Origin of the sequence: Cronobacter malonaticus LMG 23826 (genome assembly GCF_001277215.2) — a bacterium.
Taxonomy (GTDB): domain Bacteria; phylum Pseudomonadota; class Gammaproteobacteria; order Enterobacterales; family Enterobacteriaceae; genus Cronobacter; species Cronobacter malonaticus.
In genome coordinates this window covers 797165-815177 of the sequence record NZ_CP013940.1, presented here as the reverse complement: position 1 = coordinate 815177, position 18013 = coordinate 797165, and the positions used below count along the sequence as shown (strand labels likewise).

General features: G+C 43.9%; 17 protein-coding genes and 4 pseudogenes. 11 read left to right on the top strand and 10 right to left on the bottom strand.

Annotated elements, in window-relative coordinates; translation table 11 throughout:
- Positions 1-762 precede the first annotated feature (762 nt).
- Both AFK66_RS03830 and AFK66_RS03825 read left to right on the top strand, forming a co-directional pair.
- Positions 763-1326, top strand: a complete 564-nt coding sequence (locus AFK66_RS03830) for a helix-turn-helix domain-containing protein (RefSeq protein WP_007777561.1) — start codon at positions 763-765, stop codon at positions 1324-1326.
- Positions 1327-1395: 69 nt separating this feature from the next.
- Positions 1396-1701, top strand: a complete 306-nt coding sequence (locus AFK66_RS03825) for a hypothetical protein (RefSeq protein ID WP_000813690.1) — start codon at positions 1396-1398, stop codon at positions 1699-1701.
- 173 nt (positions 1702-1874) lie between these two features.
- Here the strand turns inward: AFK66_RS03825 and AFK66_RS03820 are convergent, their stop codons facing one another.
- From AFK66_RS03820 to AFK66_RS03815, 3 genes are all read right to left on the bottom strand, one after another.
- Complete coding sequence (locus AFK66_RS03820) at positions 1875-2150, bottom strand: hypothetical protein (protein ID WP_001065761.1); 276 nt, start codon at positions 2148-2150, stop codon at positions 1875-1877.
- Between the two features lie 204 nt (positions 2151-2354).
- Positions 2355-2561 (bottom strand): helix-turn-helix transcriptional regulator, encoded by a 207-nt coding sequence (locus AFK66_RS21050; protein ID WP_007777564.1) that lies wholly within the window; start codon positions 2559-2561, stop codon positions 2355-2357.
- 122 nt (positions 2562-2683) lie between these two features.
- Positions 2684-3538 carry a DUF6387 family protein gene (locus AFK66_RS03815; protein WP_000800614.1) on the bottom strand — a complete coding sequence of 285 codons (855 nt, stop codon included), beginning with the start codon at positions 3536-3538 and terminating at the stop codon, positions 2684-2686.
- Between the two features lie 240 nt (positions 3539-3778).
- Here AFK66_RS03815 and AFK66_RS22890 point away from each other — a divergent pair.
- A pseudogene (locus AFK66_RS22890) lies at positions 3779-3907 on the top strand (IS3 family transposase); the annotation flags it as partial.
- 66 nt (positions 3908-3973) lie between these two features.
- Here AFK66_RS22890 and AFK66_RS21045 read toward each other — a convergent pair.
- Positions 3974-4121: pseudogene (locus AFK66_RS21045) on the bottom strand (ATP-binding protein); the annotation flags it as partial.
- 174 nt (positions 4122-4295) lie between these two features.
- Between AFK66_RS21045 and AFK66_RS03810 the strand changes: the two are divergent.
- The 4 genes and pseudogenes from AFK66_RS03810 (at position 4296) to AFK66_RS03795 (ending at position 10795) form a co-directional block, all read left to right on the top strand.
- Positions 4296-5288 (top strand): ankyrin repeat domain-containing protein, encoded by a 993-nt coding sequence (locus AFK66_RS03810; protein WP_000424355.1) that lies wholly within the window; start codon positions 4296-4298, stop codon positions 5286-5288.
- An 888-nt stretch (positions 5289-6176) separates the two neighbouring features.
- Complete coding sequence (locus tag AFK66_RS03805; protein ID WP_007777577.1) at positions 6177-7529, top strand: SIR2 family NAD-dependent protein deacylase; 1353 nt, start codon at positions 6177-6179, stop codon at positions 7527-7529.
- Positions 7530-8229: 700 nt separating this feature from the next.
- Positions 8230-9468: pseudogene (locus AFK66_RS03800) on the top strand (integrase domain-containing protein).
- Complete coding sequence (locus tag AFK66_RS03795; protein ID WP_007777581.1) at positions 9452-10795, top strand: hypothetical protein; 1344 nt, start codon at positions 9452-9454, stop codon at positions 10793-10795. Before AFK66_RS03800 ends, AFK66_RS03795 begins: the two are co-directional and overlap by 17 nt.
- A gap of 315 nt (positions 10796-11110) precedes the next feature.
- On the opposite strand, the pseudogene AFK66_RS21035 reads toward AFK66_RS03795, so the two are convergent.
- A pseudogene (locus AFK66_RS21035) lies at positions 11111-11343 on the bottom strand (phage polarity suppression protein); the annotation flags it as partial.
- A 111-nt stretch (positions 11344-11454) separates the two neighbouring features.
- Here AFK66_RS21035 and AFK66_RS03785 point away from each other — a divergent pair.
- Both AFK66_RS03785 and AFK66_RS03780 read left to right on the top strand, forming a co-directional pair.
- On the top strand, positions 11455-11841 hold the full coding sequence (locus AFK66_RS03785; RefSeq protein ID WP_032968375.1) for a DUF7079 family protein: 387 nt from the start codon (positions 11455-11457) through the stop codon (positions 11839-11841).
- A gap of 291 nt (positions 11842-12132) precedes the next feature.
- Entirely contained in the window at positions 12133-12768 is a 636-nt protein-coding gene (locus AFK66_RS03780) for a hypothetical protein (RefSeq protein ID WP_014728196.1), read from the top strand.
- 82 nt (positions 12769-12850) lie between these two features.
- Here the strand turns inward: AFK66_RS03780 and AFK66_RS03775 are convergent, their stop codons facing one another.
- Positions 12851-13240, bottom strand: a complete 390-nt coding sequence (locus AFK66_RS03775) for an acyl-CoA thioesterase (RefSeq protein ID WP_007777593.1) — start codon at positions 13238-13240, stop codon at positions 12851-12853.
- Positions 13241-13565: 325 nt separating this feature from the next.
- Positions 13566-13913: a DUF1493 family protein gene (locus AFK66_RS21030; protein WP_071602997.1), complete on the bottom strand. Its 348-nt coding sequence runs from the start codon at positions 13911-13913 to the stop codon at positions 13566-13568.
- A 256-nt stretch (positions 13914-14169) separates the two neighbouring features.
- Between AFK66_RS21030 and AFK66_RS23175 the strand changes: the two genes are divergently transcribed.
- Entirely contained in the window at positions 14170-14574 is a 405-nt protein-coding gene (locus tag AFK66_RS23175; RefSeq protein WP_023898110.1) for an STY0301 family protein, read from the top strand.
- Positions 14575-14695: 121 nt separating this feature from the next.
- Here AFK66_RS23175 and AFK66_RS03765 read toward each other — a convergent pair whose 3' ends face one another.
- Positions 14696-16573: a methyl-accepting chemotaxis protein gene (locus tag AFK66_RS03765; protein WP_007777598.1), complete on the bottom strand. Its 1878-nt coding sequence runs from the start codon at positions 16571-16573 to the stop codon at positions 14696-14698.
- 341 nt (positions 16574-16914) lie between these two features.
- Positions 16915-17073, bottom strand: a complete 159-nt coding sequence (locus AFK66_RS21025) for a YqaE/Pmp3 family membrane protein (RefSeq protein ID WP_004386461.1) — start codon at positions 17071-17073, stop codon at positions 16915-16917.
- A gap of 225 nt (positions 17074-17298) precedes the next feature.
- On the opposite strand from AFK66_RS21025, the gene AFK66_RS03760 reads away from it, so the two are divergent.
- Positions 17299-17478, top strand: a complete 180-nt coding sequence (locus AFK66_RS03760; RefSeq protein ID WP_004386460.1) for a hypothetical protein — start codon at positions 17299-17301, stop codon at positions 17476-17478.
- Positions 17479-17701: 223 nt separating this feature from the next.
- Here AFK66_RS03760 and AFK66_RS03755 read toward each other — a convergent pair whose 3' ends face one another.
- On the bottom strand, positions 17702-18010 hold the full coding sequence (locus AFK66_RS03755; protein WP_007777601.1) for an SAM domain-containing protein: 309 nt from the start codon (positions 18008-18010) through the stop codon (positions 17702-17704).
- Positions 18011-18013 lie beyond the last annotated feature (3 nt).

The window sequence follows — 18013 nt, the reverse complement described above, 5'->3', positions numbered from 1 at the left end:
AGTGCTACGCACCGGCTCACGCCCCCGACGACAGATATATGTAGATTATTTTTACCCGTCAGATGAAAACCCAACGTTTAATCCCTCTTGCAGCGCCGCTGAGTGCCCACAGCACTCACTCGCTGAAGCAGAAAGGATTTTTCCGAAGGGGTTCCGGCGTGAGCCGTATTAAGTTAACGGGTAAATCATGTAGTCGGGTCCACTCTTTCGCTAAACTCAGCAGTCTGAATCTCTGCGCGAAGCGTATTTGTGCTGAGAGCTAAACCCAACTGTCTGAACTCCTGCGCGAAGCGTATTTCTACTGACAGTTAAACACTATAGCAATGTTCTGAAGCCCAGTGGCGCAACATACAGGTGCGCAGGCTTCACTTAAGGAATAATATTACGAAGGAAAATCAGCAATAGCAGTGTTTATCAAACTGTGTACAATGGAATTTTGTGTCAGTCTAAAGCTAAATTTCGGTTTCTTGTTTCTTTATCACTCTTTTATCTTGCAAATACAAAAAGAAAATTAATCAATTACATCAACAAGTTAAGATAGAATATTGGTTGTATCTTTCAGAACCAAAAATTATTAATGACATAACGGGTGATGGTGAAATTTAGCACCCTTCGTAATAACTCTGACAACCCTTAATATTTCACTAAAAAAATAATCACAGAGCAATAAATATAATATTTTAAAATTTTTATTACTAATAATATTGACAAACAAATTTAATATGCCATATCTGTTATCACAATAATAAAAAAGGAGCCATTATGTCAAACACAAGTGTTATGTTAACTAAAGAACAAAAAGCAATCATTGCAGAAGCATTAGATGTTATGCCCGAAGGTCTGGAAGAAATAAAAGTTAAAGCAAGTGCCTGTAAAAAGACATCCTTTCGTGACGATTTTTCGATGGTCTTTAAAGATAATACGGCCACACTCGCCCGAATGGATCTGACACCAACGGCATTCAGAATTGTTCTTTATCTTTTCTCAGTCATTGATTATGGAAATATTATCCCTGACTTTTCACAGTCACGTACTGCCAGAGAGTTAGGACTGAATAAATCGAATGTTTCACGTGCATTCAGAGAATTATTTGAGAGGAAAATACTGATCCGTAACGCTGAAGACGGTCAGGTTTACCTGAATTCTAATTTATGCGTAAAAGGTATTCCTCATCGTTTCAATGAAGATCTGATGGATAAATTCAGTAAATCCAGACTTGAGACTGAAGATTTTGCCACTTCATTCAACTTTTATCGCGCAGGGCGCAAAACAAAGCCTGTAAAAAAATCCAGAAACAGATATCCAACTGACGGCATTCCCTTTTAAAAGACATAACAGCGCGGTGATTTTACGCCCCACACCAGCGAAAAACTTAATAAAACAAAGGATATCTTTATGAAGCAAAGACTCCCTGCTTACCTTTACCAGAATAAATTATCAGATGAACAACGCAATCTGAACAATACTGCTCACTATGTGTTTTGGCTTCTCACATTAATCGCTTCATACACACCAGATAAAAACACTGTTTACCTGAACTTTCACCGTGCAACATCCATCGCACAGCAGGAAGATATACATATTACGCCAGCCCGATTTTATCGGGCCATCGATGAACTGATTGATACGAATGTTATTATACCTACTGAGTTCAAATACCAGTATCGTTTAAACCCTGTATTTTTCAGTTATCTTAAATAAAACAAAGGGCAGAGAATGAAAGTTTAGGATATTCCTATCCTGCAATGCTTACTATAGCAAAACCACATGACCGCTATCAAAAGCACATAATTTTTATATATCATTACCAGTAGGATTAAAATAAGAAGGTACAGACTTGTGCTGTCTGTACCCATGATAATTTATTACAGACTTTACACCTTTTTACCTGCGTTATTCTTTCTGATAATATTTTTTTCATTGACAAGGTGCTCAATACACATTCGTACTTCATCATTAATGGTAACATCTGTAGCACCTTCGACCAGTATAGAACACAACAAATAAAGAAGGACGTGCTCAAACTCTATCTCTTCGACTGGATCTACATAATTACGATAGGTTTCAATAGCCTCATACAAGCTATCCGGTGAAGTCACAAATGCACATACAAAATCTTTATCTTCCGGTACTCTGATTGAATTATTCATTTTAAATCTCCTGTACTTATTAATTTATAATGTCACGGTAAAAATGCCATCATAATTTCCACCAATGACTATTGTTATTACTTCTTAATACCAAAGCCTAACCTAATACTACTTATAAAATATCAGGCGGCCCTCGGCTCATTGTTGAATAGCACCATTTATTTTTACACACCAAATTTAATACACTCATCATTAGCCCCGTAATCAGGCTGCATTTTTACGTGAAAGTTCAATTGCAGATGCGATCCATTCATCTACTTCGCTTTCGACAAATGCAATTGCACGCGAACCAATTTTTATTGGTTGTGGAAATAAACCTTCGTTGATTAGACGATAAATCCAGGCCTTGCCATAGCCGGTTCTGTTCATAACTTCTGGCAAGCGAATTAGGCGGGTATTTTGATTGTTCATTTTGTTTTCCCTTTGTCGTTGTGATGGGATCACTATACGAACAGTTGGGAAAAGAAAGGAGCGAGCTTCCTAACTGCAGGGTTACGGTCTGCCCTGCAGTAGTAGACTTCGGGAATTCGAGATCAGTTAGAATCAGAGAGTTTCATCACATCTGAAACTCTCATGTTTTTCAGGTGGGGATTTCGGTTCATGAAAAAATTGAACTGCCTAATGAAGTCTATCGTTGCAGCTTTCATCGCAAGCGGACGATCTGAGTCTTTAATGTGATACCCTAAACGGGTAGTTGTTTCTTCATCTTCATCAGTATAAAGAAGCCGGGAGAGGCGATCATCTGAGATTCTTAGTTCTTTCCTTTTTGCCCAAAGTAAGATGTCCAGCATCGCAACCAACCTGTAATTTATAATTTTTTTAATGGTTCCATAGCCGAAACGAACGATACCGGTTTCATTAACTTCCACTCCTTTTACCGATCTCCATTGTGGCAGGGCCGCTTTTATCGATTCGGCTATTTCATCGTCAGTACCACTACCAAGATCGATTTCAAGCAACACCGTTTTCTCACATAAGGGGGACAAGAGTTGTGACACATAAGCTTCGTGATGAGGCGCATTAACACAATATTCATCGTTTCCTTCCTCCCAGGTGAAAAGATTCACACTAAGAGCCATCACACTAAGTTCAGCAAGCCTGGTGATATCCGTGATAAAAATGTGTGGAGGACTGTAGAGAGTATCGTTAACTGTTGGATAATCGAGATGCTTCCCTTTGAAAAGATGGGGGTTCCCACTGAAAATTTCAGTCATGTACACCCATAGCCCTTTCTTTTCTTCGTCAGTAGGCCCAGGCTTGTACAGAAGTGCTCTTGCCCAAAGTTCGTGATACAAGGCATTTAAACTGATGTCTTCGAGCTTGCGATAGTTATCTATGTCAAGCCAAGCTTTGATTTCTTTAGTATGCTCTGGTGACCAGTTTTTCAAAATTCAAATCTCCTGCCTTCTTAAAGATTTAAGTCATACGAATAGAGTTCAGTTAGTTTGAAAAAACTACCGTATTCACTAATCGATGAAAAGCACTTCCTGCTTGCAAGTTAACCTAGCCAGAAGGAAGTTGAACTGAGAAATTTGTTATCTTTTGATGCAACTTGCCAGGGTCTACGTCCTGTCAGGAAAGGAGAGGCAGGGACATGGACCGACTACGCCCTGCCTCTTACTTTACTCTGGGCGTATCTTGTCGTTGTTCTCGACCTGTTCGCCAGAAAAACCGGAGGGGTGGGCAATGAAATTCAATTCTCACCTGACAACAAACTTACCATCAGAGCACTGGAAATGGTTTGGGAGCGCCAGGGGTCAACAACGGGTAAAAAGTGATCCGCATACCGCCACCACCGACGGTCTAATGTTGATCCACCTTGTTTACTCAGGATTAGCTTCAGCGATAACCCCGGCTTTCCGTTTTTGCTTCAGTCGATAGCCTTCTCCTTTTATTTGTACGACGTGTGTGATGTAAAATCCGGTTCAACATTGCCGATGTAATGGTAGCATCTCCCGCGAAGGTTTGGTCCTATAGTCCGGACGGCAGGTTACAGGCGTAAATTTACTGCAGGTGTTTCTGATGTATCCACGGGTGGTTTGTGGAAATTTTTATTCCGCACATCATGAACACCTTTCCCCAGCTGTTGCATTTCACAGAATTTCTGATATCTAATGACTTAAACATTTTTTCATGGGGGTGTTTATGGAATTAGTCATATCCTTATTACAAAAGGGATTATTAGAAAAGGCATTAGACCTTGCCATTTCTGAATCATTCTTCAATGCAAGATCACCTGATGATATAAAGAAAGCTTTAAAAATAGGCTATGACATTAATGCTGTTAACAGTAACGGCAACAATGCCATTTTTGCCTGCAGAACCCTGGAAGCCATGGATTGCCTGCTCAGTTATGGAATTAATATACACCATATCAACGGACATGGGCAAAATGCGCTCTTTCATCAAAAAAATCCAGAAATACTGAAGAAACTGATTGAACTGGGTTTAGACACCTCGCATACGGATACTAATGGCTACACATGCATTTTTGAACATTACAGGAATGCTGAAGGATTGACAGAATTAATTAATGCTGGTTGTGATATAAATCACATCGATAAAAAAGGAATGAATATTCTCTTCATGCCCCTTTCCCCGGAAGTTTTATCCGTAGCAATAGATGCTGGATGCAATGTCAATCAAATTGATCATTCAGGGAAAGGATTTATTGAAAATGTATATGATTATGAATTACATGATATCATTCTCTCGCATATTGATAAATTTGACAGAAGAACGCTGCATGTAGATTTTTGCGATCTCGACTCAGCCTTTTTCTTGTATTACCTTTCTGAACATGGATTCAAAATAGAACTTAATAAAGACCATTTCACCATTAACAGTTACATTGGTGATTATAAAGAAATCTTATCCATACTTGATTTCATCAGTGAAATTCATGATATTCACTTCTATAAATATAAAGGCGGCCCTCTCTATAAAGATATCAACAAGCGAATTGTAAAGTGGATGATAAGAAATAATCTCTTGGTTGATTTATCAAAAATAAATAAACACAAGGATTATGAAGAAATTAATTCATACAAAATCCGTCGAGAACAGAAAGAAATCTCCAGGCATTTAAAACCTGCTAAAAGTATATCTGCAACAGTCAAAAACGGCGGAAGATTGTGAGAGCTTATATGTGTGATTCATTCTCATTGTTTCAATATACTGCCTCAACATGAACAAAGAAATTCAGCATCAACTATATTGGGAATTACTCTATGAATCGTATGGTGCTAAGGGTCTGACGCCTCTGCCTGGTGATGTGGAAGCTGCAGGCAATTTTAAAATATCTGCTCGTTGTTTAGTGAACTTGTCAATCATTACCCAAGTGATATTGATTATCAGCACTCGTGCTGGATCACGGCACTTCTGGAAATAAAACTTAATGAGGTAAATGATTGTCAGATGTATTCGAGAACTGCCCATCGCTGATAGCCAGTATCAATGTCAAATCAGGTTCTGATCTCCTAATCGTGCTCTCGCGATCAGTTTTCATAGAAACAGTATCCTTTATGCTCGGAAAGGCATATACCCCTAAAGCAGCTCAGGTTTATCTGGCTGAGGCTATGACGCGAAACCATTAGGGAATCTAAAAAAAGTAAAGACTGTGTGATTTGTGAGCTTGATTGAATGCACTGAGAGCTCACGCCGCTGGCGATATTGCTTAAACACAACCGGCAAATAGATCGATAGTCCCCACGGAGGAACGAGGGCATATGCCAGCTTACGTTGTTCGGGAACTTCTGCTTAGTGCCAGGAGCGGACATTTTGTCTCTCGATTCAGGCGGCCAAATTCAGTAAACCACTTCATACTCACTGATCAGCCGCGATGTGTGCGCTGTGTTGCCGTTATTGCAATCACATCCTAAGAAGATTTCTGAGAAACGCAATTAACTTCAATGATATTATATACAAAGGAAACGCTGGGAAACCGGGGTAAAGTTTGGGTGTCACAAAGCCCCGAACCGTTTCGCGGTGCATCACATAGCAATCACCTATCCCTGAGGTAACTATATGGACTTTACGGAATATCAAGAAGAAATAATCGAAGATGTTAAATCTTGCCTTGAAAACTTACAAGTCCAACCCATTTTATTCATGGGTGCAGGTATTTCACAACGATATATAAAAGCGCCTGACTGGGAAGGTCTATTAAAGCAACTAGCGGAAATATGCCCCTTGATCAAACGCCCTTATGGTTACTACAGCCAAACAAAGGGTGATAACAAACCTTTGATTGCTAGCGATTTTTGTGACTTCTATGCTGAATGGGCTTGGGATGATGGCAAGGATCGCTATCCAGAGACATACTTTGAAGGAACGACTCCAAAAGATATTTATATTAAGCATGAAATTGCATCCATTCTGAATGAATTATCAAACTCCGTTGATTTCTCGAACATGGAATATACAGAGGAAGTTCAGAAATTAAGGAAAGTAAAACCTCATGCAATAATCACAACAAATTATGACGACACATTAGAAAAAATATTTGACAATTATCAGGCAATAGTTGGTCATAACGTTGTTAAAGTGAATTATTCATCTTATGGCGAAATCATGAAAATTCATGGTAGCAGTCATGAAGTTGAAAGTATTGTTATTACAAATGAAGATTATGTTGATTTCTATAAACGTAAGAAATATATCAGTGCTAAGTTGCTAACATATTTTGCTGAACACCCCTTGTTTTTCTTTGGGTACAGTATCAATGATGAAAACATAAAGGCAATTCTCTCTGATATAGATGAAATCATCGCTCCCAATAATGCATTGATTCCAAATATTTATCTTGTCTCCTTCAGTAAGGACTGCGAGGCCACTGGTTCTCATCAAAAGGAATTGCTAATCGGTGTTGGTGAGAATAAAAGCGTTCGAATCAAGGTGATATACGCAAATAATTTTGGTTGGATTTTTGATGCGTTATCATCTAATACACCGGAAATTAGCGTTAATCCAAAACTTGTGCGTGCATTTCTAGCCAGAACGTACACATTCGCATCAGAATCCCTTGTTAAACAAGAACTTCCATACGATTTTGAGATGTTCCGCAATATTGCAGAGCATGATGATGCATTAGCAAAAATGTATGGTATCGCTGAACTCAATAATGGGCAGGCACTAAATGCTAGTTTCCCATATACAATGACTGATCTGGCAAGGATTCTCGACATGGGATCGTGGCACTATGTTAATCAAGAATTCGAAAAATTAAGAAAACTAACCGACTTCAACATTAAAGCATCAGACAACAATTATCATGTTTTCATTAAATCTGGGAAAAGTGGTGTCGGAAAATACTCATCTGAGGCACTTGACTTATTGCGAAAATTAATAAACGGGGAACAGTTTGAGTTAAACCCATAATTAAAGATGATGCACACAATGACGTTATATTAAAGAGGCCGCTGCGAGAGACTTTTTTGCAGCAGCCTTTTCAACATATGGGCATTTCTAACGAACCAGTGATTAGACATTTTCACTGAATCTTGACATTTCTGCCTGAGTTAAATAGTTTTTTACAGTTGTTTTACGTCCGATCCTCGCTCATAGCAGACATGAATACTCTGCTAATTAGCCACTCCGGGCCTGAACGGACGAGGTACACCATCGACTCAAGCGGACAAGTTTATGGGCCACTACAGTATTTGAGATAGAGCAGTTTTTATTGACCCTCTCAGTAATCAGACGCTAAATATCCAGCCACACTTACATTTAGTTTGCCATAGAGCGTGTTATTTTGAAGTCGCTAGGCATGTTGGAACCATGCGAGGTTCTGTGGTTCTACTTTATGGTTCCTTTTTGGAACCCATAACGAAATTAATTTAAACAAAAATATTAAATATCAATACACTATAATTAAAAGCACAGGGACGCCAGCCCCAAAATTCTCCATCGGTGATTACCAGAGTCATCCGATGAAGTCCTAAGAGCCCGCACGGCGCAAGCCCTGCGGGCTTTTTTGTGTCTGTTGTAGTCCTGGGCATTCGGCTAAAGCTGGTGGTTATCGGTATACGGTAAGATATATAGCTAAAAGCGCATATCAATTCATGAAGGAGCTACCACAGTGGCACGGACAACACGCCCCCTGACCAACACCGAAGTTCTGCGCGCTAAGGCGTTAGAGAAGGATCTAACACTGCATGATGGCGACGGGCTTTTCCTGATAGTGAAAACTAGTGGCAAAAAGCTATGGCGCTTTCGCTATCAACGTCCGGGAACAAAGCAACGGACCATGATGGAGCTAGGTGCCTTCCCTGCGATTTAGCTTGCTGATGCCCGAGGATTAAGAGCGGATTACCTTGCCTTATTAGCCAACGGAATCGACCCGCAAATTCAAACTGAAGTTGCAGAGGAACAGCAGCAAATAGCACTGAACAGTATTTTTTCAATGGTCGCCGCTAACTGGTTTCAGCTCAAAAGCAAAAGCGTTACTTCTGATTATGCAAAAGACATTTGGCGCTCACTGGAGAAAGATGTATTCCCTGCAATCGATGAGATCCCTGTTCAGCAAATCAAAGCCCGTACATTGGTTGAAGCCCTTAAGCCAATCAAAGCACGTGGAGCACTTGAGACAGTACGCTGGTTGGTGCGGCGCATTAACGAAATAATGATTTATGCAGTTAACACTGGTTTGATTGATGCTAACCCGGCATCTGGTGTCGGAATGGCCTTTGAGAAGCCCAAAAAACAAAACATGCCAACGCTGCGACCAGAAGAGTTGCCTGGGCTGTTGCGTTCTTTAGTTATGTCAAACCTATCTGTTCCGACTCGGTGTCTAATTGAATGGCAGTTACTGACACTTGTACGTCCTTCAGAAGCTTCAGGAGCTCGGTGGGAAGAAATTGATCTAGATGCAAAGCTTTGGACGATTCCAGCCGAACGGATGAAGGCTAAGCGTGAATACATTGTTACTTTATCACTTCAGGTATTAGAAATTTTAGAAACTATGAAGCCTATTAGTGCCCATCGAGAACATGTGTTCCCTAGTAGGAATGATCCAAAGCAGCCAATGAATAGCCAAACAGCTAATGCTGCCCTTAAGCGTATTGGTTATAGTGGAAAGCTGGTAGCCCATGGTTTGCGTTCCATAGCAAGCACTGCAATGAATGAAGAAGGTTTTAACCCAGATGTTATTGAAGCAGCTTTAGCTCATAGTGATAAGAATGAAGTAAGGCGTGCATATAACCGTTCTGACTACTTAGTGCATCGTAAAGAATTGATGTCTTGGTGGGGCTCTAAAGTGTCTATATTTAATAGATCGTGCTTAAGTGATAAGGAGAGTAGAAATGGAATTAATTTCTGAACTAGACTTAGTTATATCTCTATGGTCACAGGATGGAATCGCCAAATCCATAGACAATTCAACGCCAGACACCTTATTCAAGTTTATCGAAACTCTGTACTTAAGCACAAGAAACCATTCTCCCTACCAAGATAAAAACAACGAAAACTTTTCATTCATTGCTAACACATCTTTAAGTGGAGGAGTGACTAACTGTGCTAGTTTAGATTGTCGTCTCAATAAGCTAGATGAGCTAGTTTCATTCGCATCTTTATATGCTGATGTAATATACATTAACAATCCTTTTGAGCCTCTTTATTTTTCATGGGAGGATTTGCATATTAACCATATAAAGAACGAGATTTTAATAGCGATCTGTCAATACTTTTATTTGAAGCCATACCTTTCACTAGGGATTATACAATACTCAAGTGGGTATATGTCCCTATGTTCTCATCATCACGAAACATTAGCTAAACCATTAGCAGAGAAAATTCTCAAAAAAGAAGAAGAATTAACCTCCATCTTTAATGAACATTTACTATCAAACTGCACCATATCTCTCGATAAGTTTGATAACGGAGAGATCTTTATTGAAATACTTGATAAAGGAAACATTATCGATCACGGGAGCACACATCTGAATTTTTATCAGAAACCAAAATCCAAACACCTCAGGAAATTGGCACAAAAAAATATCAAACACACTTTTTCCCGCGAAGAAGTAGAACAGAAAAACATTCTTCAATCAGTGGTTTATCCTTTGGTTAACGATATAATTGAGCAAGAGTGGATTTCGCATTTCTACAACTCATCTCTATTAATCGATAACAAAGAAAAAATTAAAATAACTGGTAAACTGAACGCTGAGACGATGTCTATAAATGCTAACACCTTCAATCAATCAGTAAGTCATTACTTACCTACCATTCATTGTCGAGATCCATTGGAAATATTAAAATTGAGAGAAAGAGAAGATGAATCATTTAAAGTTTACAGAGATAAATTAAATAAGTTATTATTAGAAGCACCTAAACAAAAACAAGAATATTTCCCTGAAATCTTTAGAGATACAGTTTTACCTGAGATCAATCTAATTAATAAAAAGCTAAAAGACTACCAAATAAAAAAGAGAAACAATCTTCGTGATAAATTAATTTTTGGTTCTGGAGCTGTAGCCTTTGGGCTTTACTCTGGAGTGTTGCCTTCAAATATAGGTAGCATATTAGCAGCAATTGGCGGAGGAAGTGCCATCGTTAGTTCAATGATTGATTATAAATCAGCATTTCTCAGTGAGGACGAAATACGGTCAAGTGATTATTATTTTTTGTGGCAACTAACAAAGTAGATTCAAACTCATTGATTTCTAAGTGATCCGTGTATGAGGCTGCCAAAATTATGTGCAATGTAATCATATATGTTAAAGGCCAAATAAAATTAACTTGCCTCACTGGCGCGCAATGCTCTCCCCGCCCCGCCTGCCCGCTTAAGGGGGCGCTTTTAATGCAGGTGCAAAGATGCCTCAGGCCGCGCCGCGACTGGCGCTGGCGCTGGCGCTGGCAGGGAGTGCAGGCGCGCGAAAACGCATGCAAAACCATGCACCTTATGCATGCATGGCTTTTTTACAAAAAATCAGCGGGATTTGCGGGAATTTTTGAAAGGACTACTGCGCGGCCAGTTCTGCACGACGGCGGGTATAATTCAGGTTCTGTGCAGGCGTGAATTTTTCACGACTATCATCGCGTGAAGCCGCTTCAGGCCTGAATCTCATGTCTGTTATAATGTCATGATCCTGCGCAGAATAGTAATCGCTCAGCGTCGGTCGCATCTTTAATGTAATGCCTCCTGCAGATAATCGGCCTGGCACTGCATAGCACAGAACTGAATAGCAAGATGTCACCCAAGATATTTACCCTATCGCCAACATAAAACCTCCGTCCTTAACTTGCCCCTAGTAAGCGCATCCCTCACTATCACCACTCACCACCCATCGCGCAGGAAAAATCTATGCACCTCAGAGACGCTGAAATCGCCAGCCGGGTTCCTGTCTGGTATGCCCTGTCGGGAATTTGTACCGGGCGGGAATTACAGGATTACGATTATCGATGGATGGCACAGGTGTTAAAAGCATCCGGTAAAAGTCGTGAAGAGATCCTGACCATTCTGGATGAAGAAGTTGCGCCTGTCTTACAGATAAACCTTTTGTATAACCCAGCACCGGTCATGCAGGGCTGGTCAGAAGAAGATGTAAAAGAGATGGTTCTGGCATACGTCATCAGAAAACCAATGTTGATCGAGCGCCTCGTCCCTGCCCGTATCCTGTTAAAGCAGCGCAGGAAATATATTCAGACTGAAATTGAGTGGCTTTGTGCTGAACTGGCAAAGATTACATGAAAACGTGCTGGATCAATTACATACCCGGTTGCCATTATTACTCTATTTTCTGATGACGAATCTTTTCTGAAAATTCGCTTTCACGCCATAACTTTAAGTAAAAATCCTTCAGGGTATCATCCTGATGTTGCTCATAATTTAGCCTCACACCAATAGTAGCAACAGGACGGTGTATAAGTAAAATCTCCTTACCAATGCGTATTTTTTATAATTGATTGTATAAATTTCATAAAGCAGTAAAATTACGATAACACTTAAAAAATTCATTAAATCACGCATCCGGGAATATATATGTTATGGATTGGCTTTCTGGCAGGGTTTGTTTTCGCAACGTTATTATTTACCGTATTTGCATTTACATCCAGCAGTAACCGTTTAAAAAAAGGCTTCAGTAACTTTAAAACGGAGCTCCGTATCATTCTGTTTGCCAGAACCACAGTAGCGCTGGAAGCTGCCGCAAGAAACTTTCAGCTACGGCTGCAAAAAATAATTTTCTTAACCCTGACCCTCGTGCTTTGTGTAAAAGGCGGGCTCGAATTACTTCAAACGTTCGGAGTGTTCCCCCAGGATAAAGCAAGCCTTTACTCTTTTGATGAGGCTATTTATTTTATCATCCACTTTAGCACGTTAAAGTATGTCGCCTCAGCACTGGCGATTTCATGTGGTATCCAACTCGCGTACATGCTGGTGACAGAAGGGCCTGATGAAGCGGTTGAGCCGATTATGCTGGGTGTCGCCTCAGGGATTTTGCTGATTCTGTCTGATGCCAATGCAACGGAATGGGATGCAGACCGTTCTGTTGCTGTCTTTTTACTTATAGTAAGCATCCCTGTTTTATATGCTTCTTCTCGATGGATGAATAAGAATCGTGAAGAAGAGAAAAAACAACGTCAGGAAAGACGCATCAATAACAAAAAAGAGACTTAGTTTTTTCTTATGTTCCTGCCTTACGACACGGTAAACCGGCGCACGCCCCCTCAAAAACGGCGGCGCCGTTCAGGATAGGAAATCAGAGTTCTTCTAACGCCTTGACCACCGCGTCGGGCATAGAAGGTCTGCCGTTAACCAGACAGGTGGCGACGAAGGTTGCTTCCGCATAGGTTGTGCCATTCACGCGGATCTGCTGAGCGAAGTTGACCCGGTTGCGCTTGACGTTTTTTTCAAGCTGGCAGGTCACTTCCACGGTGTCGCCTTTTTTCAGGCTCTGGCGAAAACGCAGGGAATACTCCAGCACCATGTACAGGCGCCCCTGCTTAAACTCCTCTTCGATATCAATCCCCAGCGCTTCTTTCATAAACGCGTGGCGCGCCCATTCCATGTAAAACGGGTAATAGAGCCCGTCCACGACGCCCTGAAAATCGATATGGCTTTCATCAACCTCATAAATTTTACTGAACATCTCTGCTCCTGATTACGGGCCACTGGCCCTGCTTGGTTTAACGTGTGTTTGTGCGTGTTGCGATAATTCTAACGTGTAACCGCGCGTAAGGCTTCAGGCGCAGATTGCTGCCGCTGTGCAAACCGGGCTGACGGGTTCAGGGTAAAGGAGAGATGTCTGCCCGGTCTGTGTGCGAGGGCTTTCTTCCTGGGGCAGTTTTATGAAGGTTGTTATGTTGATAGCCACTCGATCACGTAACCTCCGGAGCCATTTTAGCTCTCTGTTCATGAACATCTGATATCTCACGAGATAATCTTGCCGCGCTGATACGCCGAAAAATAATGCCTCAATAAAGCCATCGCCCGGCTTTCGCAGACTCGATTAACATAGATATGGTTAATGGTTCAGGATCTTTTATTTCCACCCGCAATGCTCGAGGGCGTAAGCAATTAGGCCAAATACCTGTTTCAGGAGGCCAGTATCTTAAAAAATCAAAGCTCGTATCATCCACAGAAAACCGGTTAAAATAGTCCTGCATAATCTCATCTCCCGTCTCTCGCGCCCACGGATAGCGGCCTGTGGTGAGGCTGATTTCAGGCGTGAGCGGTATTTTCTTGCGCAATAGCCCAGGGAGATTCCACTTTTCGTCATACCATTTCAAAACAGCTGCTGTAGTTTTCTTGTTCAAAGTCATAACTGGCACTCTTTATTGACAATAGCGTTTAAAATTATCGTCATTTGATGTTTGTAGTAATAAATGATTATTTCAATTATCACTCAACAACTGACTAAAAAGCCTGGGCAATATTCCTAATTAATTACTATTATAAAGGATCACTACGTTTACCTCATCAAACAAAAATATCATCTCCAAAAATTGAATGGAGACTGAAAGATGGCTTATATAGCAGTAACACCCCCCGTCAGCCAGCGTACAATTTATTTCCGGCATGCACCGCGCGCGGAAAACAACGGGGATAATTATTCTGTCGTGGAATAAAACACTACTGCTGAGCACGGCTTTTTTTATCTTTTCAGGCGCTGCCTGTGCCGGAAAAATAACGTGCCCGAACACGTTACAGAATGCCTTAACCACACACCGCTTAAATGACGCCACCCTTTTCCAGGGTCCGCCGGAAAAACACGGTGAACTGATGCCTGATAATGACAGCCACATAGTCTGGACGCTGCAAGAGTATCAGGATTACGGAAAGAAAATGGGTTTGCCGCTCTGGCTGGTTTGCCGTTATGAAAACACCTCTAAAACCGTGGAATTAAAGGTGCCGGATAGCGCGAATCAATGTAAAGCTGGGCTTGAGGATAATAGCACCCGGTTTTACGCGTTTTGTGAATAACGCCTTCCCGCCCCGCCGGCGAAGAAGAGTAACGTCCGTCAGCGAACCGATAAAAAAAGCGAGAGGGTGTTACCCCGTCTCGCTTTTATATAAACACAGCGCTTTTCAGAGCGGACTCAAATTACTTCGCCAGCTCCTGCAACGTGCGCAGCTGAGCGACCGCCTCCTGCATCGCGTCCATCCCTTTGGCGACAACCTTCAGACGTCCCAGGCTCTGGGCGACGTTTTCGCGCTCTTCGCTGGTCTGCTCGCTCATCGAAGCGATGCGATCCGCGGCTTCGATACTGCGGTCCGCCATGGTCTGGGTCGCGCTGACCGTTTCCGTGGTGACCTGGCGAATACGCGCAATGGTCTCGACAGATTCGTTGATGCTGTGTGCCGTCGCCTCCGCCTGCTCGCGTGACAGATGCGCCAGACGGCGCACTTCGCCTGCCACCACGGCGAAACCGCGCCCGGATTCACCGGCTCTCGCCGCTTCAACCGCGGCGTTGAGCGCCAGCAGGTTGGTCTGATCGGCGATAGAGCGGATCCCGCTGGTGATTTTAGTGATCCCCGCCGAAATGGTCTCCAGATCGCTTAAGCCCTGCTCCAGCCTGTCCTGCGCGTCACGGGTGTCGCGCGCGGCATTGCTCATAGAGCGGATATTCCCCTGAGCGATATCCAGCGTCTCAGTCTGTTGCGATGTGGCATGCTCCAGCAGCGGCAGCGTGGAGAGCAGCGGCGACAGCTCCTGCTGATAGCTGATGACCTGCTCAATCACCTGCGACTGCATACGGTGCATCGCCTCCCAGCGGCGCAGCGTGCGTTGCGCGTAGTGTGCCGCGTAGGCCGCGTATTCCACCGGGAACTGGCTCATCGCCTGGTTGGGCTTATCGAAAAACACCAGCGCGGAGAGTGTCTGGTTGATAGGCACCCCAAGAATTTCGCCAAAGCTTGAGAAGCCCGCCGCCGGGATCTTGCGAAAGAAATCGGCGCGCGGCAGCGTTGCCAGGTTGTTCATGCGGCGCAGTACGCAGTCGTTAAGCAGCATTCCGGACGGTTTACCGTAGCGACGCGTGAACGCCTGCCAGTCGTGCTCCGTGTGCGCGACAAAATCGGTCGCTTTCATCAGATACAGCCTGTCGCCAAATTCCAGATCGCAAAAGAAGCGGATCTGTGAGGACTCGATCTGCGCCACGGAGCGAATAAAGAAATCATCGCCTACTTTTACCGCGAAGGTGTAACCCTCCAGCGCCTGCGCCAGCTGGTCCGGTTTGCAGTTGAGCTGGCTTGCCAGATACGACGTAATGGGCTGTTGATGATCCTTTGCGTCGAACAGCGACGTGACGGTACGCGCGACCGGATCGGCCTGCGCCACCAGCCAGCTTTTGTCGGTCGGCTGGAAGTTCTGGCTTTTAAACGGCGCGAAAGATTTACCCGGTGCCATTTCACACAGGATGACAATCGCGCGGCCGTCCATCATCCGGCCGTTAACGCTCATCCAGGTGCCGCTGAAATCGAGCTTGCCGCCCGCCGCCCCGCCGACCGCGAGACACGGGAAACGCCCGGATTTATACCAGGCCTGCATCAGGAAACCTTCCGACGCGGCCAGCCCGTCGCAGTAAATCATCGCAAACGTGCGGTCGGCGCTGAGCGGCATCTGCACATTGAGCGCGCTGAGATCGCGCGAGATCGCCTGCACGCGCTGTACCGCGCCCGGAATGCGGGTGTGAAGATCGACAGAATGCACTTCATGACGGCCAATCAGCGCTTTTGGCAGCAGTAACCAGCTCCCTTCGTCGCTCTCCAAAGAGCAATAGACCGTCGCTTTATCCTGCTGGCACAGCGTGCCGGTGGAGGAAAGCACAAGTACGGTGCGTTCCGGCGTGGCGAAGCGCTGCCAGACCTGACTGACAGCATGAAAATCCGCGTTGGGCGGTACAAATACCATCAAGATGCCCGGCTTATCCGGCACGCCCGCGTCACGTAACGATGTAGGTAATTTATTACAGCGATACACACCGCTACGGGGGCTTTGCGCCGAAAATGTCCGTCCTGGACCCGTGATTAATGTTGACAGGATCCCCATGGTGGCCTCTTTTTATCTCTATTTTTCAAGTTATTCAGAGAAAAACGCCTCTCTGCCCCTCTGTTATCGGCAAAAGTTTCGATTAAAACAGTTCATTCGCTAAAATATTGTTAAGCGTGAGTAAATCCGCACGTTTTGTATGCAATTAAAATGCAACGCAGCGGTTAAATCGTGAGCGGTTTCGCAGTAGGGTTAAAACGGGAAAATGGCGGGAAAAAAGGGCAGAAATCATGCATAAAAAACCCGCCGTAGCGGGTCTCTTAAAACAGGGATTAGTTTTTGGTTTGAACCCAGAAGGCATGGATGAGCCCCGGGAAATAACCCAGCAGCGTCAGGAGGATGTTAATAAGGAACGCCCCACCGACACCTTTCCCCAGCAGTACGCCAAGCGGCGGCAGAATGATAGTAAAAATGATTCTCCAGAATCCCATAGTTACTCCTGTAGTTTTTGCAGGTGTTGTAAGTGACTTATTTTTATTAAGTTTAGTCGCTGAAAGACAAAGCGCCACCCGCCATACAGGACTTTACCTGGCCTAACGCGGCTATACAGAAGATAAGTTATTAACATTTTGCCAACAAAGCGCGGGATTGCGGTTGTCGATGAGCGCGGTGGTGGGCTACTGTTACAGAAACACGATGAATAAACAGGAGGCACTATGTTTGCAGCAGGTGATATCGTTCAACCGCGTCTGGGCGGCCCGAAACTGAAAGTGATTGAAGTGCATGGCGATCAGATTGTCGCGGTGCGCCCGGATGACGAACAGGGCGAGAAAGTCACGCTGAAAGCCGCCGATGTAGCGCTGTATAAAGAAGACGGTGACTTCGGCGTGTGTTGATTCGCAAGCCGCGCCGGTGGTGGGTGCGGTGGCGATGTTTCACGGTGGGTGCGCTTCGCTTACCCACCCTACGGTTTTAGTCTATAAAGAAGACGGCGATTAGGCGTGTGTGGATTCACAGGCCGCGCCGGTGGTGAATGCGGTGGCGATGTTTCACGGTGGGTGCGCTTCGCTTACCCATCCTACGGTGTTACGTCTGGCGGATAAGCGACGTGCATCCGCCTTACATTTTCTGCCCCGCATTCTCTCTGAACGCCTGCTCACTGAGCCGGTGATAAAACCCAAGGAGAGCTTTAAGCCACTGCTGAACCTCTTCGTCACTCCACGCTGCGACCGGGCGCGCCTGCGGTGCGCTGAACGGCGCGCGAAGCAGGAGCAGCTCACGCTGTAATGCCTCAGGCAGCGCGGCAGACGACACATGCATAAGCGATTCAAACCAGAAGCGCCGCATTTTTTTTCGCAAATCGCCTTCGCAAACGAGCGCCATCACGCCCCGCTCGACCTGATATAACACGTCGCTGATTGCGTCCATGAT

What these genes read in the sequence shown, in the direction of transcription:
- AFK66_RS03830 (WP_007777561.1), top strand. Translation starts at nt 763, where the DNA reads ATGTCAAACACAAGTGTTATGTTAACTAAAGAACAAAAAGCAATCATT.
- AFK66_RS03825 (WP_000813690.1), top strand. Translation starts at nt 1,396, where the DNA reads ATGAAGCAAAGACTCCCTGCTTACCTTTACCAGAATAAATTATCAGAT.
- AFK66_RS03820 (WP_001065761.1), bottom strand. Translation starts at nt 2,150, where the DNA reads ATGAATAATTCAATCAGAGTACCGGAAGATAAAGATTTTGTATGTGCA.
- AFK66_RS21050 (WP_007777564.1), bottom strand. Translation starts at nt 2,561, where the DNA reads ATGAACAATCAAAATACCCGCCTAATTCGCTTGCCAGAAGTTATGAAC.
- AFK66_RS03810 (WP_000424355.1), top strand. Translation starts at nt 4,296, where the DNA reads ATGGAATTAGTCATATCCTTATTACAAAAGGGATTATTAGAAAAGGCA.
- AFK66_RS03805 (WP_007777577.1), top strand. Translation starts at nt 6,177, where the DNA reads ATGGACTTTACGGAATATCAAGAAGAAATAATCGAAGATGTTAAATCT.
- AFK66_RS03795 (WP_007777581.1), top strand. Translation starts at nt 9,452, where the DNA reads ATGGAATTAATTTCTGAACTAGACTTAGTTATATCTCTATGGTCACAG.
- AFK66_RS03785 (WP_032968375.1), top strand. Translation starts at nt 11,455, where the DNA reads ATGCACCTCAGAGACGCTGAAATCGCCAGCCGGGTTCCTGTCTGGTAT.
- AFK66_RS03780 (WP_014728196.1), top strand. Translation starts at nt 12,133, where the DNA reads ATGTTATGGATTGGCTTTCTGGCAGGGTTTGTTTTCGCAACGTTATTA.
- AFK66_RS03775 (WP_007777593.1), bottom strand. Translation starts at nt 13,240, where the DNA reads ATGTTCAGTAAAATTTATGAGGTTGATGAAAGCCATATCGATTTTCAG.
- AFK66_RS21030 (WP_071602997.1), bottom strand. Translation starts at nt 13,913, where the DNA reads ATGACTTTGAACAAGAAAACTACAGCAGCTGTTTTGAAATGGTATGAC.
- AFK66_RS23175 (WP_023898110.1), top strand. Translation starts at nt 14,170, where the DNA reads ATGCACCGCGCGCGGAAAACAACGGGGATAATTATTCTGTCGTGGAAT.
- AFK66_RS21025 (WP_004386461.1), bottom strand. Translation starts at nt 17,073, where the DNA reads ATGGGATTCTGGAGAATCATTTTTACTATCATTCTGCCGCCGCTTGGC.
- AFK66_RS03760 (WP_004386460.1), top strand. Translation starts at nt 17,299, where the DNA reads ATGTTTGCAGCAGGTGATATCGTTCAACCGCGTCTGGGCGGCCCGAAA.
- AFK66_RS03755 (WP_007777601.1), bottom strand. Translation starts at nt 18,010, where the DNA reads ATGGACGCAATCAGCGACGTGTTATATCAGGTCGAGCGGGGCGTGATG.